The organism is Methylomonas sp. (assembly GCF_023228165.1).
In the GTDB taxonomy this organism is placed as follows: Bacteria; Pseudomonadota; Gammaproteobacteria; order Methylococcales; family Methylomonadaceae; genus Methylomonas.
In genome coordinates, this window is sequence record NZ_JALOBS010000005.1 from 118100 (window position 1) to 141033 (window position 22934).

Here is a 22934-nt window from a genome sequence, read left to right on the forward strand (position 1 = left end):
GGGTTACGATGGAAGAAGAATTCGACGTCATCATCGTCGGTAGCGGTGCCGGCGGCGCTCCGGTAGCGCATACTTTAGTGAATGCCGGGAAAACAGTATTGATTTTGGAAAAAGGTCCACTGTTTTTGCCGCAATATCAAGACGACAAAGGCCTTTCCGACTTCAAACGAGATGAGCTATTTGCAACCGGCTCGGAAAAGCGCATTACCCTTTCAGGCGTCTCTAATCAGGGCAGCTCCTATTACTCGAGTCACGTCGAACCGGATCTTAACGATGAGCCGCATATTTATCAAAGTGCTGACGGCACCGATAAAGCGACGCTGGAAGGATATACCGCGCAAGTTGTCGGCGGAGGTACGCAGCTATATGGCGCGGTGTCATTACGATTCACGGAAACCGATTTTCGTTTGGGTAGTTTCAATCGCGACCGCACCGATATCTTGAATGATCCTAACGACGATATACGGCGCGAAGCGCCGGACTGGCCGATCGGTTATAACGATCTTGAACCCTATTACACCAAGACTGAAAAACTCATCGGCATCAACGGTACCCGGGCAAATCAAAAGAAATTCTTCTCGGCAGACAATTATCAAACGCCCTATTCGCCCAATCCGATTAGCCGCTATGTAGAAGTCGGTATGGATGCATTGTCATTGCCGCGCTATCGTACGCCTTTGGCCGTCATCACTCAGGACCATGCCCCGAGCGGCCGGAAAGTCGAAACGGATTTATCGGAACCTGCGAAAACGGGTTTAGTGAATCGTTATGGCGATCCGATGGGTTATAAATCCAATACTTGGGTTGCGCTGTTGAGCCCGATCAAAGACAAGGATAATTTCGAAATCCGATGCAATTGCGTCGTGACGCATATTGAAAACCAAGCCAGCAGGATAAGCCGTGTGTTTTATCGCGATCCATGCGGCGATCAAAAAACGGTGCGCGGCAAGATCGTGGTCATTGCTTGCTCGGCTATCGAGTCAGTTCGGCTGTTGATGTTGGCGGCCCGCGAAAACGCCGATTTTGCCGCCCGTATTAATCCAAACGATCTATTGGGAAGGTATTTTTTAACGCATTGTTTCGGTGGTGCGGAAACGGAAATGCCCGATCGGTTCGACAAATCCGTTTCGCTCGACAGCGACTGGGCCACCGATGCATTCGCTACGGAAGAATTCATCCGCAGCAAAGGTTTATGGGCCGGCGGCGCCGTTTATAACAATACCTCGGATCAGGCGCTGCCTATCTCGTTGGCGCGAACCCATGGCAGCCAGGATATCGATACGATTTGGGAGGCCTTTGTCGCCGATACTGCTAAGACCGGTTCCGAATTATTAGCGTTTCTTGATCGCGACTTCGGTACACGCTTATCGGTCAGCTTTATGGCTAATCAAGTTCCGCTACGAACGAACCGCATCGAATTGCATCCAACCGTAGTGGATAAATGGAATCGTCCCAGCGCCTATATCATCAAGGATTGGCATCCACACGACATTTACTTGATGGACACGCTGGCGGAACAGTGTAAAAACATTCTGGCGTTTGGCGGCGACAACGGTATCGGCAACTATCCGGTCGAGGGCTTTGGTGCTGTTTATATGGCGAGTAACGCCCGGGCGCGTATTGCCAATCATATTCTAGGCGGCGCTCGCTTCGGGTTTTCGCCTGACGATTCGGTTTTGGACGTCAATTGCCGGGCATGGGGCTTTGACAATCTTTATTTGACGGATGGTTCCTTTATGCCGACTTCCGGCAGCGCCAATCCCACTCATACCATACAAGCTAATGCGTTCCGCGTGGCAGACAAGATTCTCGAGGTGATCTAAATGGATTCCCGCTTTAATAAAATTTTTACCGACCCGGAAAACAGTATATTCAAAGTCGTTTTCTTTCCCGACCGCATCTATCACGCGCAATACTTGAATGCGACCCGCAGCCTGCGCTATCGCTACAATGTTCAGGAAGTCAGGACTAAAGCCGATACCACCATTATGAAAGGCGAAGTCTATATGGATGGTCTGTTTTACAGCAATTTCATGCGTATCGAATACCGTGCCGGACGTTTAGTTGAAACCGCCCGGGAGAACAACCGCTTCTTGCGTGATCAATTGCTCGCTTTCGTTCGATTGTTACCCAATGACGCCGGCTTAAACGCCGAAGCGATGGTGAAGTTGCATTATTGCCAATGGGTGGATGCCTACCAAGCTGAAATTTGGCAAACCCTGGAGCCTCCGGAAAACAACCATCACGATTTTCAAGTGCTGGACCTGATGGGTAGAAACAAAGATATCACACGGATTCAGGCATTTACGCCGGCCCTGGACGATATTAAAGGCTTGCGACGTATTGAAATCGCGTTTAGAGAAAACGATAAGGACCTGCCATTTGGTTTTACCATCGATAACCCGGCCTGGGACAACAATTATCTGCGCTCCCATCAACAGCCCAATGAGTCCACACCAAGCAGCGATGCGAATACGGTAAGCGATTTGTCTTACTTGATCGATTTCCAGCGCGGATGGTTTTTGCAAGCGGACGATGTTGCGCCTGTGCGTTACCGTAATGCGCTAATGGAAGAAAATAATCCCGACCGCGCCGACGACAATATCGTTGAAATGCGCTGGATATTGCAACGGGAGCTGGGAGGAAGCTTGGTGTTTTTCCACGAAGTCACCATTCCACCCGGTAAAACGGAAGGCACGCATCGGCATATCGGTAGTGAGGAACTTTATTACATCGTCTCCGGAGAAGGTACCGCCTATATGGGCGAAGACGACGATCCGGCGATAGCCAATTTACCGACGGTGCAGCGCGCCATTTACGGATTGGATATGCATAATTGTAAGGAAATCAAAGTGAAGCCCGGCAGTGTGATCTTTACCAAAAGCGGTGGTATCCACGGTATCCGAAATCAAGGAAATAAACCGTTGAAATTTGTCGCCTTTCTTTATCAAAGCAGTTAACCAGCCTAACGCAGAATATAGCTATGCAAATTCTACATACCGATAGTATTTTTCAGGTCCCGCAAGGTACGACACCCGATTACAACCGAGGCAACTCGTTGCTTAAATTGTTGGGACTAATGGAAAAAAACCAATTGGCGGCGGAGAGAGATTTTTATCTGACCGAACATTTACAATTCATGTTCCCTTACGATTTCTTGGAGCTCTATGGTCCCGCAGGCTCGGATAGCAATGTGCGTGAGCCGGAGCGGCAAGATAATAAGGAGGACTTTCAAAAGCAAAACATTCGGGATTTTCGAACCACCGATACGACATTAGTCAGGGGCTGGGTTGCGGTTGGAGACGCCACTATTCCCTTTGTTCGCATCAGTTACCGAGGCGGCCCGGATTCGAACTTATCGCAAGCGGCAAACCATCAACTTGGTGCCAATATCAAACTGTATATGCGGATCGGAAACGCGCAAACCAGCCAATACATCGTTGTACCGTATAACGAGATTAGCGATTGTTATGCCGTCGAGTTGTGGGGTTTTGCCGGGTTTAATCTCAGAGACTTGCTGGATAGCAAGGGTAAAAGTGCTTTTGACAGAGGTGAATTGATCCCCCGTAGCGATTTGATCAAAGGGTCGATGGCCGACTTCAATCGCAGCGGCTTGGACAATCGAAATATGTTCGAGGTTAGTCCCGACAACACTATGCATCCGATTAAACCTTTACATATCGAGTTAGCCTGGACGACCGACGACGAAAGCGTATGGGACTCGAAAGGCGGCGCTAATTATCAGTATGAGTTCAACATGATCCTGCGTGGCTGGGATAATTTTTTAGGTGTCGGCATTAGCCCTAACCCACATGGTGGCGTGGGCTTTCTTGAGTTCAGAAATCTGTTGTCCAATTATTTCGCCTACTCGAACAGCCGGGAATTGGAGCGGAAGTTGGAACCATGGAATTTCGATGCCCATGGCAGCAAAAACCATAACAATATCGTCGAAAAGTTCATGGCCGTCGATTACATGGACTTGCATATCATGAAAGCTAATTGCGGGATCGGTTTGCATCGGCACCGGGATAATCAGGAAGTATTTTTGATGATGCAGGGTTCGGGTTTCATGGTCGTCGGTGATTGGGCCAAACCCAATAACAGGGAGCGCTGCTTCGAAATCCGAACCTTGCGGGCCGGCCATTTCGCCATGTTGAAAGGTGGAAATTTACATGGCTTGATGAACCCTAGCGATGAGGATGTTTCGTTGTTTATGTTCGGTGGCTACGACTAGCGAAGCAGCCATCGTAGAGCTGTTACGAATTTCATAAGCCTAACGTTCATGAAAAACGTTACACCCTTGTTTATGAAAGGGGCGCAGCTTAGGGGTACGGTGACTCGCCGAACAGAGCGCCAAGAATACACCCATGTAGACAAGCAAGCGTACCCACGACAAATTTTGTTACGTTCACAGTAACGAGCTCACGATCAGTGAATTTTAACGTCACAGGGATGACATCGTCCGCGTTGCTTATTTTGCTCAATCGAAAGGAGGGTTTTCATGCGTAAGTTGGTTTATTGTGGTGCGCTTGCACTCCTAATGGTGTGTCACGAAGCAACGGGAAATCCTTGGAACGGGAAAGTGGTGTTCCAAGGCTTTTGGTGGGGCGCCGAGAATCAAAATTATTCGGGTGATTGGTATACCTATTTAGCCAAGCTTTCACCCCGCCTGCGGGAATTGGGCTTCGATGGTATCTGGATTCCATCGCCGGCCAAAGGCTGGAAAGGGATGGATGATATGGGATATGGCATTTATGACCATTACGATTTAGGCGATAAAAATCAAAAAAACACGGTCGCTACCCGCTTCGGTAGCAAAGACAGTTTATTGCGATTTATCGCCATTGCCCATGCCAACGGTTTGGATGTTTATCCCGATATCGTGTTGAATCACGTCATTGGCGGTGATTTAGACAGTAATGCACCTGGCGATAAATATAAAAAATTTCGTTTTGTCGGTTACGCCGGGCCTTCTACGGGAAGGTGGGCCAAAGATCATTGGAATTTCCATCCTAACCCGGATCACGATTGTAATGGTGGCGATATATGCGGCAGTTTGCTTGGCGCCGACATTTGCTACCTGGGCAATCAACAAGGAGGGGGAGGCAACGGCCAATACATGCTGGATAACGCGCGTGCATGGCTAGTCTGGTTTAAAAAACAAACCGATGCAGACGGTTTTCGCTTCGATGCGGTTAAGCATTTTCCCGCTTATGTCGTCGAAGACGTCCTTTACAATGCTATGGGGCCGGGGAATGCTTATTTTTGCGTTGGTGAATTCGTTTCCGGTGCCGACCAATTAGATCGATGGGCCAATGCCACCCAAAATAGATGCGGTACTTTCGATTTTGCGTTGCGGGAAGGTTTGGCGGCGTTAGTCAATGATGGCGGTTTCTTCGATATTGGTTCTTTACCCGATAAACAGCAAAAAAATCGTTTGAAAAGCTCGCCGTTCTTGAATAATCACGATACTTGGAAAGGCGCGTTTTGGGATTCGGCCAATACGTCGTCGACCCAACATGATGATAGGAATGGCGACTGGCGCCAAAGTGGGGATGAGATTCTGCCGACGATCGATCCGGATAATCCTCGCACGAAAGTGGCTTATGCCGCCGCCTTCGCCTTCGATGGCAGTCCCACTGTTTATTATGAAGACCTGTTCGTCAATTACGGTGCTGACCGCTTCAAGGCCGACCCGGCTAAAATCAGCACTCGCGACTACCTAAGCAACATCATTTGGGCGCATCAAAAATTGGATTTCAAAGACGGTGCCTACAAGGTCCGTTACCGCAATTCGCAAGATTTACTTGTTATCGAACGTAGCGGCAAGGCGTTAATAGGCCTTAACGATAGCGGTACCGAAACATTGCAAGCATGGGTGGAAACGGATTTCGGCAAGCAGGTTACGCTGCATAATTATACGCCCTCAGATAGCGGCGATATTAAGACAAATCAGGATGGTTGGGTGCAAGTTACCGTGCCGCCAATGAGCTACGCAATTTGGGCACCGACAGGTTTTTCAGGTGGTTTTGCGCCTGCTTCCCGCCGAACGACGCAGGAATTTCAAATGGATGATGATTTAGGCGACTCTAGTCCGGAATCGCCCGGTTATGGCGGCAAGTTGTGTAATGGTGATTTTCGTACCGGTGGTGCAATATGGGTGGCGGCCAATACCGACATTAAGGTCGAGCTTTATACCGAAGGCGAACAAAATGCCGAAGTATCGGTATTCCTTCCCGATACGAATGGTCAAAAGCAAATAAACCAAGGACAACAAACGAAGCAAGGCTTAGCTTCGAATACTGCGCCATTGAATTTGACCTTCACTGCAAATCGCGAGGGCTATCATCGCATTTCCGCGCGTTTGACCGCAGGCATATCGTGCGCTAAAGCCTATTTAAAAGTGAATTATCAAGCGCCTGCTGTCTCTGATAAACTTTAAGCCATCAATTAATGCCCAAAAAAACTCGATTTTTTCATAATTTTACTGGTTCACTCGGCAAAATTGTCCGCGTTTTTTCTCACAGATCGGCGTATTTCTCCTGTCTGCCATTAGCAATGTTTACTATTGTCCTTTTTGGGCAATTTTTAGGTAGGGGGTTCATTTTTGGCCACTATTATCAAGCCTTTTGATTACAACACACCCCCTGAATTTATTATGGAATGAGTCGTCCCTTGTCAACTTCGCGTTGATTTTTAAACATCAACCAAGCCGATAGATAGCCACAGGCTATTTCACCCGCTCGGCATGGTTTGAATCTACCCATCTCCGGTTTAAACCAACCAATATCACCGGTTCAAATAAGCCGCAAACATTTGGAAACCCGCCTTTAGGCCCAAGAAATTATCGATTCCGCTATGTTCTACAAAGCGAATTACAGTTTGGCCCGGCCTTTGCGTGATTCCTTGGTCTCTATATGGTTGAGCGAGGAATATTGCGATGGATGTTTCCAAATCTAGTACGCCTAAAACCGGCTTTGCCGGACTGGTCGAGAATTGGCATAGCGACCTGCTAGCCGGCTTTTTGGTTTTTCTGATTGCCCTACCGCTTTGCCTGGGGATAGCCATGGCATCGGGCTTTCCGCCCATGGCGGGTATTATCAGCGCCATTATCGGCGGCTTGGTGGTATCGCGCATCAGCGGCTCGTTTGTGACTATCAATGGTCCCGCCGCCGGTCTGATCGTAGTGATTGTCGATGCGGTGCAATCGCTGGGCCAGGGCGATGCCATGGCCGGTTATCGCTATACCTTGGCGGCAATTGTAATCGCCAGCATTCTGCAGGTATTGATGGGCGTATTCAAAGCCGGCAAATTAAGCGCATTCTTTCCTTCTTCGGTGGTACACGGCATGTTGGCGGCAATCGGCATCATCATCATGGCCAAGCAGTTCCACACCTTATTGGGTGTCAAGCCGGCCGCGCAATCCCTGTTCGGCACTATCGCCGAAATTCCACGCTCGATAATGGACATGAATCCGGAAGTATCCATCATCGGTCTGCTGGGCCTGGGTTTACTGATAATCTGGAGCTTGCTGAAAAACCCTCTCTTAAAAATGATACCGGCGCCATTACTGGTGGTATTGCTGGGTCTGGCTTTGGGACAGTATTTCGATCTGGACCACATCCATAAATATTTGTTTTTGCCGGATGCGGAAATTTTGCCCCATCACGAATTCACTATCGGCCCGGCATTCCTGGTGGCTGTACCCGAAAATTTCATGGCCGGCTTTTATTTTCCGGATTTCTCCAAAATCGCCAGCTATGAATTCTGGTTGGCTGTGGTGGCCATCTGCCTGGTCGGCAGTCTGGAAAGCCTGTTAAGCGCGGCCGCGGTGGACAAACTCGATGCATACAAACGCGATTCGAATTTGAATCGGGATCTAGCCGCTGTCGGGGCGGGCAATATACTCTCCGGACTGATAGGCGGTTTGCCGATGATTGCGGAAATCGTCCGGAGTTCGGCCAACGTTAATAATGGTGCCAAAACCGGTTGGTCCAATTTTTTCCATGGTGCTTTTTTACTGATTTTCGTGGCCCTGTTTCCCAGGTTGATCCATGAAATTCCGCTGTCCTCACTGGCGGCTTTGCTGGTGTTCACCGGTTTTCGGCTGGCCTCTCCCAAGGAGTTCGCCAAAACCCTGGAAGTCGGTATCGATAACTTTGTGATCTTTGTAGTCACCATCCTCAGCGTATTGGCAACCGACTTGTTAATCGGGGTGGCAATCGGTATTGCTGTTAAACTGTTGATGCATTTCGCGCGCGGACTGAAACCCGGCAATCTGTTTTCGATGGCCTACGAAGTTAAACAAACCGACGCGGACACTTACCGTATCCAGGTTAGTGGCGCGGCGGTGTTTTCCAATATCATTAGCCTGAAAAGCCTGTTGGCCGATTTCCCAAAAGCCAAGAATGTCTACTTCGATTTAAGCGAAGCCGAGCTGATCGATCATACGGTGATGGAATTCATTCACCATTTCACGGAAGAACACAATCAAGCCGGCGGCCATTGCGAAATTGTCGGGCTGGATATGCATCATGCCTATTCCAACCACTATTTGGCTTCACGGCGCAAACGAACATGAACCCGCTAAATCGATTTATTTTCGCGACCAGTTTGTCCGTCAATGTCATGGGTGGGACTGGCGGATGCCGGTCGAATTTTACGAGTACCGATCTCAGTTTTTACAGCGAGTAACGATGATGGTTTTGATATTGGCCTATGCCGCCGTGTTGTGCAGTTTCGCCTCCGGCATGCTGGCTTTACTGATTAATCAACGCACCAGTGTTCACGCGCTGTTAGAGCGTGTTCCGATTCAGCGCGGCGGCCGCGATTGGCTGGATGACTGCCTGACGGAAAGCCGTTATCCCTTGCGACTAAAGCAGGCGGTTTTTATCGTATTGGGGCTCTCCGGCCTGCTGGCGGTATTGGCCGGTATCGCGGTGCTTAACAGCCAATCCGCCTTTACCGATCAAATCGGCCTGGGGTTGCCCTGGTTGCCCTGGCATGTGCGTTTCGACAGTTTGTCGGGATTTTTCTTTCTGATCGTCGGCATTGCCGTAGTGGCTGTCAGTATTTACGGGCCGGGCTATGTAGAAGCCTATCAGGAAGAAAAACATCCCTTTGCGGTGCTGGGCTTGTTCACCGGCCTGTTCGTGGCCGGCATGCTGTTGGTGCTGTTGGCGGACGACGCTTTCTTTTTTATGATTGCCTGGGAACTGATGTCGGTCGCCAGTTATTTTCTGGTGGCCTTTCAACATGAAAATCCGGCCAACCGTAGAGCGGCATTTTTGTATTTGCTGATGGCCGAAGTCGGCGCCTTGGCCATCATTCTGGGTTTCGGCGTGCTCGCCAGTTTCGCCGACGGCCTGACCTTCGATGCGCTGCGTCAAGCGAATTTATCCACGACCTGGGCCAGCATTGCTTTTGTTCTGGCATTGCTGGGCTTTGGCATGAAGGCCGGTATCGTGCCGATCCATGTCTGGCTGCCGGAAGCGCATCCGGTGGCGCCTTCGCACATTTCCGCCTTGATGAGCGGCGTGATGCTGAAAGTGGCCGTCTACGGCCTAATCCGGTTTTGTTTCGATTTACTCACCGACGTGCACTGGCAATGGGGCGTGGTGTTATTGGTACTGGGCACCATCTCGGCCCTGGGCGGGATTTTGTACGCCATGATGCAACCCAACCTTAAACGCCTGCTGGCCTACAGCTCCGTGGAGAATATCGGTATCATTTTTATGGTACTGGGCTTGGCGATGATTTTCATGGCCAACGGTTTTCCGCAGTTGGCGGCTCTGGGGTTGCTGGCGGCCTTGTTTCATGCTTTCAACCACGCCTTGTTTAAAAATCTGCTGTTTTTGGGCGCCGGGATACTGCAACATCAAATCCATAGCCTGGATATCGATTGCATGGGCGGCCTGATCAAACGCATGCCGCAAACCAGCTTCCTGTTTTTGATCGGCTGCATGAGCATTTCCTCGCTGCCGCTATTTAACGGCTTCGTCTCGGAATGGCTGGCCTTCCAGACTGCTTTACAAGTCGATGTACTGGACAACGGGGTATTGCGCAGCCTGATTCCGGTATCCGCGGCGGCCTTGGCTTTGACCGCGGCATTGGCGGCAGCCTGCTTCGTCAAAGTGTTCGGTATGATATTTTTAGGCCTGCCGCGCTCCCGCCACAGCGAAAAAGCACAGGAGGTGGACGATAAAGGCATGTTGCTGGCGCTGAAATTATTGGCCGGCTTGTGTTTCTTTTTCGGAATTTTTCCAACCCTGATCATCGCTGCGCTGAATAATGTCGCCAAGCAACTCATCGGTCAGACTTTGCCGAACGACACGCTACAAAGCTGGATGTGGCTGGCGCCGGTATCGGCCCAGAAAGCCTCGTATTCGCCCATACTGGTGCTGGTCGGCGTACTGATTGCCTGCGCCTTCACATTCTGGTACTTACGGCGCAATCCGGACACCAAAACCATGCGCCGCGCCGCCACTTGGGATTGCGGCTTCGGCGGCTTGAACGCGCGCATGCAATACAGTTGCAGCGCCTTTACCATGCCGTTCCGGCGTATCTTCGCCAAAGTCTGGCTGATAGACGAACAAATCGACAAAGACATGCAGGGTGCGCTGGATATGGATGTCTCGTCCATTCGTTACCGGTTGCAGGTTGAAGATCATTGCTGGCCCAGACTGTATCAACCCATTGCTCACGGCATCAATTCCGCGGCCCGGCTGGTAGGCCGCATTCAAACCGGCAATATCCGGGTCTATCTCGGCTATTCGTTCGTCACTTTAATCATCATGCTATGGGTGGTCAGCTTATGAACTGGTTACTTGCCATTGTCCAAACGCTGTTATTCGTGGCGCTGGCTCCGTTATTAAGCGGTTGGCTAAAATGGTGCAAATGCCATTTGCAAAACCGAAAAGCACCTTCCCTGCTGCAGCCTTATCGCGACTTGATGAAACTGATCCGCAAACAACCGGTGGTGGCAGAGCACGCCTCATGGATATTCACCCGCTCGCCTTACATCATCTTTTCGGCCATGGTGCTGGCGGCTTCGGTGGTGCCGCTGATTGCGGTGGACTTGCCCACCGCCGCCAGTGCCGACGTGATCGTGTTGGTCGGCTTTTTCGCCTTTGCCCGGTTTTTCCTGGCCCTGGCCGGACTGGACATCGGCACCGCTTTCGGCGGCATGGGTTCGTCCCGAGAAATGACCATCTCCTCATTAGCGGAACCAGCCATGCTGATGGCGGTGTTCACCCTGACCATGACCGCTTCCACCACTAACCTGTCGCTGGCGATAGCGCATGTTTTGAATGAAGGCCTGGTGCTAAGGCCGTCATTTGTATTCGCCATGTTCGCCTTGATCCTGGTGGCCATCGCCGAGACCGGTCGGGTTCCGGTCGATAACCCGACCACGCATTTGGAACTGACCATGATCCACGAAGCGATGATATTGGAATACAGCGGCCGGCATTTGGCGCTGATCGAATGGGCCAGCCAACTGAAATTGATGCTGTACGGCGTACTGATCGCCAATATCTTTTGGCCTTGGGGCATCGCCCAGAATTTCTCGATTCATGCGCTGGGATACGGTTTGCTGGCCATTAGCGGCAAGTTAGCGGCATTGGCGGTTTTTCTGTCCATCTCGGAAACCCTGGTAGCCAAAATGCGCCTGTTCCGGGTGCAGGAGTATCTCAGCTTCGCCTATCTGTTGGGCCTATTGGGCATGTTGAGCCACATCATTCTGGAGGCCTCGCGCTGATGAATATCGAACAACAGGATTTTTATACCCAGGCCATTTTATCGATGGCGGCCTTGGTGGGATTGACGTCTTTTCTGATGCTGGGCCAAGGCCGTTTATTACGGCTGATTTTCGTGTTCGCGCTGCAAGGCCTGCTGTTGACACTGACCACGACGTTGGCCGCCTACAGCCTGAACAGCCCTCATTTATACATTTCCGCGATGATGACCCTGATCTTGAAGGTAATCTTCATTCCCTGGATGCTGCGGCGGCAGGTGGTATTAATGAACATGCACCGCGATGTCGAAGCCTTGAAAAACAACACCGCCGTAATGCTGGGCGGCGCAGGTTTGATGGTGTTCAGCTATTACGTGCTGCATCCCATCGTACAAACCTCTTCGGCGATCATGCTGAATGCCCTGGCCGTCAGTCTGTCGGTGGTATTGCTGGGCATGCTGCTGATGATCTCGCATCGCCAGGCCGTGGCGCATGTGGTCGGCTTCATGTCAATCGAAAACGGTTTGTTCTTTGCCGCCATCGTCGCCACCAAGGGCATGCCGATGGTGGTCGAATTGGGGGTTGCCTTTGATGTCTTGGTGGCGGCTGTGCTGTTCGGGATCTTTTTCTTCCATATCCGCACCAGCATCGACTCGCTGGATGTCGACCGCATGAACCGTTTGCATGAGGTGGACCAATGATTGCCGCCTATCTGGTGTTGTTGATTCCGTTCGCCGGCATCCTGTTTTTTGCCTTTGACGGCCATAAGCAGGAGACTGGGCGATTGAATGTGCGCTTCAATGCGGTGACGCTGGCGGCGACCGTCTGGCTGGCGGTGAACGTGCTGAATAACGGCACCATTTTGTCATCCGGCAAAGCCTTCATCATCGACTCATTCAATGTCTATCTGATCGTGCTGACCGCCTTCATCGGCCTGACCACGGCGATTTTCTCCGCGCCTTACATGGAGCACGAAAAAGAGCTGGGCAAACTGACCGAAAGACGACTGAAATTGTACTACTCGATGTATCAGGGCTTCATGCTGGCCATGTATCTGGTATTGACCACCAACAATATGGGGGTGATGTGGGTGGCCATGGAAGGCGCCACACTGGCTACGGTATTGCTGGTCAGCCTGTACCGCACGCCCGAATCCATCGAAGCGGCCTGGAAATATTTCATTCTGTGCGGAGTCGGTATCGCTCAGGCCCTGTTCGGCACCATCCTGCTATATTACGCCGCCGTGCAAATCGGCGACGGCGACAATGCCTTGTTATGGTCGGTACTGTTCGACAATGCCCGGAAACTGAATCCGGAAATTCTGGAGATTGCCTTCGTGTTCATGCTGATCGGCTACGGTACCAAAATCGGCCTGGTCCCCTTGCACAACTGGCTGCCCGACGCCCATTCCGAAGGCCCCACACCGATGTCGGCGGTATTGTCCGGACTGTTATTGAACGACGCCCTGTATGCGGTGGTGCGCAATAAAATGTTGGTCGACGGCGCCACCCAAGGCAATATGGCCGGCTTGCTGATGATGGGCTTCGGCATGCTGTCGTTTTTGGTGGCTGCCTTGTTTTTACATCGGCAAAGAGACATCAAACGCTTGTTTAGTTATTCATCCATCGAGCACATGGGAGTGATGACCTTTGCCTTCGGCATGGGCGGCCCATTGGCCACCTTTGCCGCCTTGCTGCACATGACCGTGCATTCCCTGACCAAATCGGCCATCTTCGTCACCGTCGGCCATGCCTCGCAATTGGCCGGTACTCAGAATATGGACCGGATACGCGGCTTGATCAAAACCCAGCCCCGGATCGGCTGGGGTTTGTTAATAGGTACCGTGGCGATTGCCGGCTTTCCGCCGTTCGGGGTATTCACCAGCGAATTTCTGGTGTTGCTGGCCACCATGCACAGCTATCCCTGGCTGGCGCCCTTGTTGCTATTGGGCATAGGCATCGCCTTTGCCGGCCTGTTCCGCCATATTCAACCCATCGTGTACGGTGAACAACCCGAAGGCCAATTGCCGATCAAGGCCAATCTATGGCCGGTGATGATACATCTGGCGCTGGTGTTGTGGCTGGGTCTGGCGATACCGGATTTTCTGGCCAACTGGTTTTCGCAGGCCACACTGCTGATCTCAGGGAGTATGCCGTTATGAGTAATTTAAACTGGACTGAGATATTCGGCCAGGCAATGGATGCGGCGGGAGTTTTGATCGAAACGCAACCCGCGACCGCGGACCACCTGTCGGCCTGGCAAATCGCCGACCGGCACTGGCAAAAGCTGGCCGAAGTAGCCATGACGCATCGGCTGCGCTGGTCCGCCGGCTGGGCGGAACAAGGCCCCGAGCAATTCAGCGTTTACGTCTTGTTTGAAAAACAGGGCGAATATCTTCAGGTACGGACCTCCATCGATCTTAACAGAGCGGAACTGCCCAGCCAGGCCACTGTGTATCCGGCGGCCAACCGCAGCGAACGCCACACTCAGGATATGTTCGGCATTAAATTCGCCGAGCACCCGGACAACCGGCCCTGGACCCGACATAAGGCCTGGGACAAGCACCAATACCCGCTGCGCAAGGCGTTTGCCGTGCAAGGCCAGCCGGAAGCGATTACGCCACCGGACCTGGATTATGCCTTCGTCAAATCGCATGGAGCCGGCACCTACGAAATTCCGGTCGGCCCGATTCACGCCGGCATCATTGAACCCGGCCACTTCCGTTTTCAGGCGGTCGGCGAGCTGATCCTGAATCTGGAAGAACGTTTCGGCTACACGCACAAAGGTATCGAGAAAATCGCAGAAGGTAGAACGCCCGAATCGTTGGCCCGTTTGGCCGGCAGGGTGTCCGGCGATACCACGGTCGGCCATGCCTGGGCGGCCTGCAAGGCCATGGAACAAGCGGCAAACATCAGCATTCCGCCGCGCGCGGCCTTGCTGCGCGGCATATTGGCCGAACGCGAGCGAGTGGCGAATCATTTGGGCGACATCGGCGCAATCTGCAACGACGTGGCTTTCACTTTCGCGCAAATCCAATTCAGCCGGCTGCGGGAAGACTGGTTGCGCACTCAGGCCAATATATTCGGGCATCGCTTATTAATGGACTGCATCATTCCCGGCGGCGTTAAACACGACATAGGCGAGGCCGATTGCGACGCCTTCAAAGCGGATAACGTCCGGCTCAGAAAAGAACTATCGGACATCATTACCACACTGGATTTGAATTCATCGCTGGAAGATCGGTTATACACCGCCGGCTTTTTGTCCGAAGACATCGCCGCCGCCTTCGGCACGCTCGGCTACGTCGGTCGGGCCAGCGGTCAGGATTTCGACGTGCGCCGCGATGCGCCCTACCCGCCCTACGATAAAGTCACGGTAAAAGTGGCCTTGGAAAACCAGGGCGATATCGCCTCGCGGTTTTGGATACGTTACAAGGAAATTATGGCCTCGATGAAACTAATCGAACAATTCATGGCATTGCTGCAAGCGGGTGAAATCGCCACAGCCTGGCAAATTCCCGCAGCGGGTAGTTCCGGTCTGGGCATCATCGACGGCTGGCGCGGCGAAATCGTCAGTTATGTAGCCTTCGGCTCCGATAACAAAATTTCCCGCTTTTATCCGCGCGATCCCAGCCAGCTGAATTGGCCGGCCCTGGAGAAACTGGTGCTGAACAATATCGTCCCGGATTTTCCGGTCTGTAACAAATCCCTGAACGGCTCCTATTCGGGCAACGATTTATAGGTAGCGGCCATGTTTAGACTATTTACTAAAATCCTCAGCACCGGCATCGTCACCGAGCGGATAAAAGCCCCGAAAGACGCGGAACTGGAACAGCTGGGCATAGAAATCAAGCGGCATATCGACCGCCGGTTTTCCGGCAGCATCGCCATCCGCGCGGTCGATGCCGGTTCCTGCAACGGCTGCGAACTGGAAATCCACGCCCTGAACAATCCTTATTACGACATAGAACGTTTCGGCATCCATTTCGTCGCCTCCCCCCGTCATGCCGACGTCTTACTGGTGACCGGCCCGGTATCGCGACACATGCAAACCGCCCTGCTACGCACCTACCAAGCCACGCCCAACCCAAAATGGGTGGTCGCGGTCGGCGATTGCGCGGCCTGCGGCGGCGAGTTCGGCGAGTCATACGCCAGTTGCGGGGCAGTATCCAATGTCATTCCGGTGGATATGACCATTCCGGGCTGCCCGCCTACCCCGGAAGTGCTGATGAAAGGCCTGTTGGGCTTGATGAAACGCTAGGCCTAAGATTCCAAAACGTTCCACTTATGGTTCCCATGCTCAGCGTGGGAACCTGAAGATGACGCTCCAGCTGCAAACCAGCCCCTCAAAGTGTTCCCCAGCGAATTTTTAGCGTAACCAGACCATATCGTTACCCAACCGGCAAGGTAAAAGCGGATAGGTTTACCCCCCTTTCACCAAAATTGGCTATTATCATTTGCAGATAATTCCCGGATTCTGTTAAACAGTTAACAAAAATTACAATTCCGCGCTCAATAACCATTACCAGGAGTCGGTTGCAATGACGGCACTCACATTGAATAGCTTGCAGGGGTAGATACGTAATGAACATCCAACCGGCTAAATTTCATTTACGGGATCAATCGCAGCACGCTTGGCAACCGCAACGAGTCTTATTGTTCAGCGGCCATATGATAGATGCAATCCATCGCAGCCCGCCCCGCTTCCCGCCGGAAAAAACCGCACTCGCCGCGCGATGTATAGCCGATAAATTGGACGAAATGCAAGCCGGACCAAGCGACTTGGCTATCACCCAAGGCGCTAACGGCGGCGACATACTGTTCGCGGAAGCCTGCCTGCAACGCGGGGTAAAATTGCAACTGCTGCAACCTTTCCAAGAAGCGGAATTCATAGCAAACTCGGTCACTCCGGGTAACGCCGACTGGCTACTGCGTTACCAAACCATCAGCCAACAATTATCCGCGCCGCCCCTGGCCGCCCCCAGCGAACTCGGCGCCCTGCCCGCGGATATGAACGCCTACGAACGCTGCAACCTGTGGCTATTAGCCAGCGGCCTGGCCTATGGCCCGGAAAAGCTGGTGTTTATCTGCCTGTGGGATGGCGGTGGCGGAGACGGCCCCGGCGGCACCGCGCATATGGTGACAGAAGTGCAAAAGCAGCACGGGCAAGTGATTTGGCTGGATACCAGGGCGTTATGGTAGCGCGGACGAATTTAAGCACGGTTCCATCGGAACCCTCCGCCGGCGCTTTCGCTAGCGCCGACTAGGATTTGTTAATCCAGGCGCTGGAAGGATCCCGGTCATCGGTCCGGAGGCGCTGCTGATGGAATTGTCAATCCAGGACGGCCAGCTTTGGGAAGAAGGGAATCAGGCCGGGGTTAGAACCCGGCGCATTCAGGATGGCTTATCCATTGCCGGTCTGCATCGACCCGGAACCTGCGTGCGGAGGCGCCTACTCATTTGTGACCGTCGTTCCGGCATGGATTGTCGGAATCCAGGCGCCAGGATAGATCGAAGTTTGCCATCCATGGCAATGGATACCCGATTCCTGGCAAGTATGACGGGTATTTTGTAGTTGCTGAAGCCGCTTCATAATCAGGTGTGATCAAGTATTGCATCATCGGTTAACCAACATTTTTTGGAGTTCTGTATGCTGAAAACCCTCGATATTCTATTAGGCATGACCGTGATCATGCTGATTGTCAGCATGGCGGTGACGGTGTTGACGCAATTCATTTCCGGACTGGTGAATCTGCGCGGCAAAAATCTGGCCCGCGGATTGAGCGATTTGCTGCAACAGATAGACCCGAACCTGCAGCGCAACATCGCCGAGCAAATTACCCGCTCCCTGCTTACTCATCCGATGATCAGCAGCGTCGGCCAACGCCTGGGCGATACCATACACCGGGAGGAATTCGTCAAACTATTGATGGACTTGGCCGCCGGCGAGATACCCGAAAATCACAGCCAGCCGTTGTCGGACGAGGCCAAACAACTGCTGATACAACTGTTGCAGCAAAACGGCATCGACAACCCCAAGGACACCGTCGATAAAGTCCGCGACTATGCCTTGCAGTTGGAATTGAGCAATCCGGAACTGGCCACTAATGTCCGCCACAGCATTGCCATGCTCACCGAAGCCAATAGCCGGCTGGTGGCCAAAGTCAACGGCTGGTTCGACCAAACCATGGACAGGGTTTCCGATCGGTTTACCGCCAGCAGCCGCATGGTCAGTTTGCTGTGTTCGATCATCGTGGTGGCGGCAATACAGCTGGACAGCCTGGACGTAATCAACCGTTTAGCCATGGACGACCAATTGCGCGAAGCACTGATCAGCAAAGCCATGGTTATGGAACAAACTCGCGCGGACAATCAGCCGCAACCCAATTTAAATGTCGACACGGTGAAAACCGAACTGCACACCCTGCAACAATTGGGGGTTATCGACGTGATCAATAGCGGCAAAAACTGGCGTCAGCATTGGTGCGAAGTCAACCCCATCGGCATCATTCTGTCGGTGTTTCTACTCAGCCTGGGGGCGCCGTTTTGGTACGGCGCCCTGAAAAACCTGTTGAAACTGCGCGGCGCACTGGCCGGCAGGGATGACGCGCAACGCCAGGAACGTCAGACCCGCCAGCCGCCGAAATTGCCCGTAACCGGCCAAGCCGACTCGCCGCGAGGCGTCGGCTAGCGGCCCGAAGCTGGGTGGATTGACTAGCCCGAGCCGGCGGCGAATAATGAAACAGATTAACAGCACAATAATATTTGTAACTCATAATCCGCATGCCCACGCATTCTCACTACGAATGACACATCTAACTTTCAGCCTATGACCAGCGTATTCATTAGTTACAGCCACGACGACGTCCTTCACCAGCAACGGGTCTACGCCTTGGCCGACCGGCTGCTGAAAGACGGCGTCAATGTCATTCTCGACCGCGACTGCGGCTCAGGCGGGCCTAACGAAGGCTGGGCCAAATGGTCGGAAATGCAGGCGGACAAAACGGCCATCGTATTACCGGTCTTCACACCAGCTTATCGTAAGTGCTGGGATGGCGAACAACCACCTAACATGCGTTTAGGTGCTATTCACGAACTCAAGGTGATCTATCAACGGCTCTACAAAGCTGGCAGCAATATCGATTTTTGCCGCATCCTCACCTTCGAAGACGAGCACCGCAACAGCATACCGACTTTTCTGGAAGGCCTGCCGGTTTTCGATGTCCAGCGTGACTATGACCAAATCATCGCCTGGTTACGCTGGAAAGGCGCCGCACCAGAACCCAACACAAGCACCTCTGAAATTTCCTGGCCCAACATTCCCGATGACTATCCCTGGCCGCTGGCCGACCGTGCAGATCAATTAATTACATTTAAGGGGATGATCAGAGGAACAACTAGGGAACGTATTTTCCTGCTCGAAGGTGCCAGCAATACAGGAAAAACTTCACTGCTCTCTGCATTTTTTAATCTAGCAAAATCAGTCGAACTTGATGCCGTTTTTCTCGATTTAAAAGGTTGCTCCAGCTTGGAAGACCTGTTCGACACCTTGGCGCTTGAAGCAAACGACAGCATCTTGCCTGCATTTCACAGTGCCAATGGCGATGCGCGAAAAATCGCACTGCTGCAGGATTTGAAAAATCTGCGAAAACCTTTGTTGATCGGCTTCGACACCTATCAACACATCGCACCGGATGTTGCCGACTGGCTCGAAAGCCAATTCCTACGCCGGGTTGAACAATGTCCGGGATTATTGATACTGATCGCCGGCCAGAAAGTCCCGGATCCGACCAAATACCCCTGGGGCACGCTAGCCATGCCACATCAGTTGCAAGCGATCCGGGAGAAAAAATACTGGCGCGAGTATGCCGAACGGGTATTGAAAAAGTCGAATATCACCGATGAATATATCGAAGCGGCGCTGCATATTTATCAGGGAGACCCCGGTGCAACCAGTGCATTCCTTCAATCTATTACTTTAAAAAACACTCCAACTTCACATCCAGACGAACAAGTTGTAAGTATAAATGACGGTCAACCTTTAAATGAAGTCAAAGCAATATTAGTCGGACGAGGAGCTGCCGGGAAAACATCTATAGTTCGTCAATTAGTCAATAATAGTTTTAATCCGAACGAAAAAGAAACTCTCGGCATCGATATTTCCTCATGTTATTTAACATACGGGGACTACAAATTTAAAGTCAATTTCTGGGATTTCGCTGGACAAATAACCGCGCATGCCACCCATCAATTTTTCTTTTCGAGAAATAGCGTTTATATCCTAGTTATTACCGGACGAGAGGATACCCAAAAACTAGATGCTGATTATTGGTTGCGACTGATACGAGCTCTTGCATATGACTCGACTGGAGAATCTCCAAAAGTCATTATTGCAATGAATAAATGGGAACCAGTTGGTTTTAAAATTGACCGAAATTATTTAAAAGAAAAATATCCTTTTATCATAGATTTTATAGAAACCGACTGCAGTACAGGTCGAGGAATAAACCCCTTAAAAAATAAATTAGCCGAAGCCATTGATTCCATGGCATTTGTGCACCAATCATTTAAACTAAGTTGGTGGAATATTAAAAATCGTTTGGAAACTGAACAATCCAAAAAGAATTATTTATCTTACATCGAATTTCAATCCATATGTGCCGAGCTGGGTGAAACAAATACTGAGTATCAACGCCTATTATCTGAGACTTTTCATCAGCTAGGAATTGCTTTAAATTATAGACAAGATGAACGCTTGCGTAATTCCACCGTATTAAATCCTAACTGGTTAACCGAAGGTATATACAAATTATTGCGACTTGCTGCGGCAAATGATGGCAGCGCTGAACTTACTCTTGACTCCGCCCAAAAAACACTGCCAGACGAGTCGAGAAATATGTGTGAGTTTTTGATCGAATTAATGCGGCGTTTTGATTTGGCTTTTCCACTTAACGAAGCAAATGATCGCTGGTTAGTTCCTCAACGTTTACCAGAGGAACAACCAGAACTGGGGATAGAATGGACATTAAATACAGACGCTACTCGATTAATATTCCGCTATCCAGTTGTCCCAGAGGGCTTAATGCCGCGTTTTATTACGCGCACATATCCGCTCAGCGAAGGAAACGATGATACAGGCCCACTTCCACGTTGGGCCAATGGCGTAGTTTTAGAAGACAGTGAAGCACGTGCGCTTGTGCGATTAGATCAAGAGCTGAGAACAATTACAGTAATAGCCATTGGTGAACAATCTGCCCGGTTGTCGTTACTCGGTGTAATTCAGTCTGATTTTCGAACAATTCACGAAGACATAAAAGGACTTGGGCAAGAAAGATTTTTAGAAGTCGAGGGAAGACCTGACATCTATGCTCCAGTAGAAACTTTATTGGCCGACGAAAGACTTAAACGCCCGTCCTCGGCGGCTACACCGCAAGGTACTTTAATACTTGATCCGACAAAAGAACTAAATCGATTATCCGAACCCTCTGCACGTAAAGAAGGTCTTTGGCAAGCTAAAGTGTTTATCAGTTATTCAAGTACAGACGCACGAATGAAGGATCAATTATTGACCCGCCTTAAGCCTATGCAGGAACGCGCGGGATTGATCAAATATTGGCATGATCGTCTGATTACACCCGGCGAAAATTGGGATGGTGAAATAAAAAGCCAGATTAAAGAGGCAGACATCATTCTATTACTAGTAAGTGCCAAATTTTTAGCCTCTGACTATGTCAACAGTGTTGAACTCAAATTAGCTATTGAACGCGCAACATCCGAGCGAACTATTTTAATCCCAATTATTCTCGAAAAGTGTTGTTGGGAAACTCAAACATTTAGTGCATTTCAAGCATTACCACTTAAAGGAAAACCTATACGCGACATCAAGCCACAACGAGATGGCTGGCATCAAGTCGAGAGTGAATTAATGCATATTTTTCGAAAATTAAGGGAAAATCGATCAACTAAAGATGATTCCAAATTGAATAATCAGTAAATGGTTATTGAAGTTTTTTTAAAAAAACCCAAAGTAGGCACCCATGACCCAAACCGTATTAGACCGCATGCAAGCCCCCGGCTCCAAGAAAATTCTCGCCTGTGACGGCGGCGGCATCTTGGGTTTGATGAGCGTGGAGATACTGGCCAAGCTGGAATATGACTTGCGGGTAAAGCTGGGCAAGGATGATAAGTTCGTACTGGCGGATTATTTCGATTTTGTCTGCGGCACCAGCACCGGGGCGATTATTGCCGCCTGCATCGCCTGCGGCATGTCCATGGACAAGATCAGAGAGTTCTATCTGGACAGCGGTGAACAGATGTTCGACAAGGCCTCGCTGTTGAAACGCTTGCGTTTCAATTATAACAACGAGCCGCTGGCAAAATTGCTGAGAAAAGCTTTTGATGAACAATTGCTGGAAAGCAACGCCACGCTGGGCAGCTCCAAGCTGCGCACGCTGTTGATGATGGTATTGCGCAATCACAGTACCGATTCGCCGTGGCCGGTCAGCAATAATCCGCTGGCCAAATACAACGACCTGAGTCGGCGCGACTGCAATCTGTTTTTACCGCTGTGGCAACTGGTGCGGGCCAGCAGCGCCGCGCCAACCTATTTTCCGCCGGAAGTGGTGACTTTCGCCGAGGGTTCGCCGGAGGAATATAACTTTATCTTCGTCGACGGCGGCGTTACCACTTATAACAACCCGGCCTATCTGGCCTTTCAAATGGCCACCGCCGCGCCCTATAACATCAACTGGCCAACCGGCGAAAACCAGCTGTTGATCGTTTCGGTCGGCACCGGCGGCGCGGCCAAAACCCTGGCCAAAAACACCGGCGTGGACGAACTGAATATTTTGCATTTCGCCCAAAACATACCCTCGGCCTTGATGAATGCCGCCTCGGCGGGCTGGGACATGACCTGCCGCACCTTGGGCGCCTGCCGGCACGGCGGGCTTATCGATAGGGAAATCGGCGATATGGTACAGTCACCCAACACAGTGAATTTCAGCGGGCCGAAATTATTCAGTTATCTGCGCTACGACCCTTCGGTGACCCGGGAGGGACTGGATGCCTTGGGTTTGCGCGATGTCGACCCGGCCCATGTGCAGAGCCTGGATTCGGTGGCGCATATCGGCGACATCCGGCGGGTCGGCATCGAGTACGCCAACACGCACATCAAGCCGGAACATTTTAAAGGCTTTGTCTGA

General features: G+C 51.3%; 16 protein-coding genes. All 16 read left to right on the forward strand.

What is annotated here, in order from left to right:
* Window positions 1–8: 8 nt before the first annotated feature.
* The 16 genes from M0R33_RS05435 (at window position 9) to M0R33_RS05510 (ending at window position 22934) form a co-directional block, all read left to right on the forward strand.
* Entirely contained in the window at window positions 9–1823 is a 1815-nt protein-coding gene (locus M0R33_RS05435) for a GMC family oxidoreductase (RefSeq protein WP_292566172.1), read from the forward strand.
* On the forward strand, window positions 1824–2960 hold the full coding sequence (locus M0R33_RS05440; RefSeq protein ID WP_292566174.1) for a cupin domain-containing protein: 1137 nt from the start codon (window positions 1824–1826) through the stop codon (window positions 2958–2960). It abuts the gene before it with no gap.
* A gap of 23 nt (window positions 2961–2983) precedes the next feature.
* On the forward strand, window positions 2984–4234 hold the full coding sequence (locus M0R33_RS05445; protein ID WP_292566176.1) for a cupin domain-containing protein: 1251 nt from the start codon (window positions 2984–2986) through the stop codon (window positions 4232–4234).
* A gap of 267 nt (window positions 4235–4501) precedes the next feature.
* Window positions 4502–6442 (forward strand): alpha-amylase domain-containing protein, encoded by a 1941-nt coding sequence (locus tag M0R33_RS05450; RefSeq protein WP_292566179.1) that lies wholly within the window; start codon window positions 4502–4504, stop codon window positions 6440–6442.
* Between the two features lie 498 nt (window positions 6443–6940).
* Window positions 6941–8581, forward strand: coding sequence for a SulP family inorganic anion transporter (locus tag M0R33_RS05455; protein WP_292566182.1), 1641 nt, complete (start codon window positions 6941–6943; stop codon window positions 8579–8581).
* Window positions 8582–8696: 115 nt separating this feature from the next.
* The gene (gene hyfB, locus M0R33_RS05460) at window positions 8697–10817 is read left to right on the forward strand and encodes a hydrogenase 4 subunit B (RefSeq protein ID WP_292566185.1); all 2121 of its coding nucleotides are present in this window, start codon (window positions 8697–8699) and stop codon (window positions 10815–10817) included.
* A complete protein-coding gene (locus M0R33_RS05465) occupies window positions 10814–11758 on the forward strand; it encodes an NADH-quinone oxidoreductase subunit H (RefSeq protein ID WP_292566188.1) in 945 nt (314 codons plus the stop codon). Before hyfB ends, M0R33_RS05465 begins: the two co-directional genes overlap by 4 nt.
* Complete coding sequence (locus tag M0R33_RS05470; RefSeq protein ID WP_292566190.1) at window positions 11758–12435, forward strand: formate hydrogenlyase; 678 nt, start codon at window positions 11758–11760, stop codon at window positions 12433–12435. Before M0R33_RS05465 ends, M0R33_RS05470 begins: the two co-directional genes overlap by 1 nt.
* A complete protein-coding gene (locus tag M0R33_RS05475) occupies window positions 12432–13895 on the forward strand; it encodes a hydrogenase 4 subunit F (RefSeq protein ID WP_292566193.1) in 1464 nt (487 codons plus the stop codon). Before M0R33_RS05470 ends, M0R33_RS05475 begins: the two co-directional genes overlap by 4 nt.
* A complete protein-coding gene (locus M0R33_RS05480) occupies window positions 13892–15475 on the forward strand; it encodes an NADH-quinone oxidoreductase subunit C (RefSeq protein WP_292566196.1) in 1584 nt (527 codons plus the stop codon). The genes M0R33_RS05475 and M0R33_RS05480 overlap by 4 nt, the downstream gene beginning before the upstream one ends.
* Before the next feature lie 9 nt (window positions 15476–15484).
* Window positions 15485–15994, forward strand: coding sequence for an NADH-quinone oxidoreductase subunit B family protein (locus tag M0R33_RS05485; RefSeq protein ID WP_292566199.1), 510 nt, complete (start codon window positions 15485–15487; stop codon window positions 15992–15994).
* A 323-nt stretch (window positions 15995–16317) separates the two neighbouring features.
* The gene (locus M0R33_RS05490) at window positions 16318–16935 is read left to right on the forward strand and encodes a hypothetical protein (RefSeq protein ID WP_292566202.1); all 618 of its coding nucleotides are present in this window, start codon (window positions 16318–16320) and stop codon (window positions 16933–16935) included.
* A gap of 121 nt (window positions 16936–17056) precedes the next feature.
* Window positions 17057–17308 carry a hypothetical protein gene (locus tag M0R33_RS05495; protein WP_292566205.1) on the forward strand — a complete coding sequence of 84 codons (252 nt, stop codon included), beginning with the start codon at window positions 17057–17059 and terminating at the stop codon, window positions 17306–17308.
* A gap of 75 nt (window positions 17309–17383) precedes the next feature.
* The gene (locus M0R33_RS05500; RefSeq protein ID WP_292566208.1) at window positions 17384–18424 is read left to right on the forward strand and encodes a hypothetical protein; all 1041 of its coding nucleotides are present in this window, start codon (window positions 17384–17386) and stop codon (window positions 18422–18424) included.
* A 138-nt stretch (window positions 18425–18562) separates the two neighbouring features.
* Window positions 18563–21727 (forward strand): COR domain-containing protein, encoded by a 3165-nt coding sequence (locus M0R33_RS05505; RefSeq protein ID WP_292566210.1) that lies wholly within the window; start codon window positions 18563–18565, stop codon window positions 21725–21727.
* Window positions 21728–21770: 43 nt separating this feature from the next.
* A complete protein-coding gene (locus tag M0R33_RS05510) occupies window positions 21771–22934 on the forward strand; it encodes a patatin-like phospholipase family protein (RefSeq protein WP_292566211.1) in 1164 nt (387 codons plus the stop codon).

What these genes read in the sequence shown, in the direction of transcription:
- M0R33_RS05440 (WP_292566174.1), top strand. Translation starts at nt 1,824, where the DNA reads ATGGATTCCCGCTTTAATAAAATTTTTACCGACCCGGAAAACAGTATA.
- M0R33_RS05445 (WP_292566176.1), top strand. Translation starts at nt 2,984, where the DNA reads ATGCAAATTCTACATACCGATAGTATTTTTCAGGTCCCGCAAGGTACG.
- M0R33_RS05505 (WP_292566210.1), top strand. Translation starts at nt 18,563, where the DNA reads ATGACCAGCGTATTCATTAGTTACAGCCACGACGACGTCCTTCACCAG.
- M0R33_RS05470 (WP_292566190.1), top strand. Translation starts at nt 11,758, where the DNA reads ATGAATATCGAACAACAGGATTTTTATACCCAGGCCATTTTATCGATG.
- hyfB (WP_292566185.1), top strand. Translation starts at nt 8,697, where the DNA reads ATGATGGTTTTGATATTGGCCTATGCCGCCGTGTTGTGCAGTTTCGCC.
- M0R33_RS05435 (WP_292566172.1), top strand. Translation starts at nt 9, where the DNA reads ATGGAAGAAGAATTCGACGTCATCATCGTCGGTAGCGGTGCCGGCGGC.
- M0R33_RS05455 (WP_292566182.1), top strand. Translation starts at nt 6,941, where the DNA reads ATGGATGTTTCCAAATCTAGTACGCCTAAAACCGGCTTTGCCGGACTG.
- M0R33_RS05480 (WP_292566196.1), top strand. Translation starts at nt 13,892, where the DNA reads ATGAGTAATTTAAACTGGACTGAGATATTCGGCCAGGCAATGGATGCG.
- M0R33_RS05500 (WP_292566208.1), top strand. Translation starts at nt 17,384, where the DNA reads ATGCTGAAAACCCTCGATATTCTATTAGGCATGACCGTGATCATGCTG.
- M0R33_RS05510 (WP_292566211.1), top strand. Translation starts at nt 21,771, where the DNA reads ATGACCCAAACCGTATTAGACCGCATGCAAGCCCCCGGCTCCAAGAAA.
- M0R33_RS05465 (WP_292566188.1), top strand. Translation starts at nt 10,814, where the DNA reads ATGAACTGGTTACTTGCCATTGTCCAAACGCTGTTATTCGTGGCGCTG.
- M0R33_RS05485 (WP_292566199.1), top strand. Translation starts at nt 15,485, where the DNA reads ATGTTTAGACTATTTACTAAAATCCTCAGCACCGGCATCGTCACCGAG.
- M0R33_RS05450 (WP_292566179.1), top strand. Translation starts at nt 4,502, where the DNA reads ATGCGTAAGTTGGTTTATTGTGGTGCGCTTGCACTCCTAATGGTGTGT.
- M0R33_RS05475 (WP_292566193.1), top strand. Translation starts at nt 12,432, where the DNA reads ATGATTGCCGCCTATCTGGTGTTGTTGATTCCGTTCGCCGGCATCCTG.
- M0R33_RS05495 (WP_292566205.1), top strand. Translation starts at nt 17,057, where the DNA reads ATGGAATTGTCAATCCAGGACGGCCAGCTTTGGGAAGAAGGGAATCAG.
- M0R33_RS05490 (WP_292566202.1), top strand. Translation starts at nt 16,318, where the DNA reads ATGAACATCCAACCGGCTAAATTTCATTTACGGGATCAATCGCAGCAC.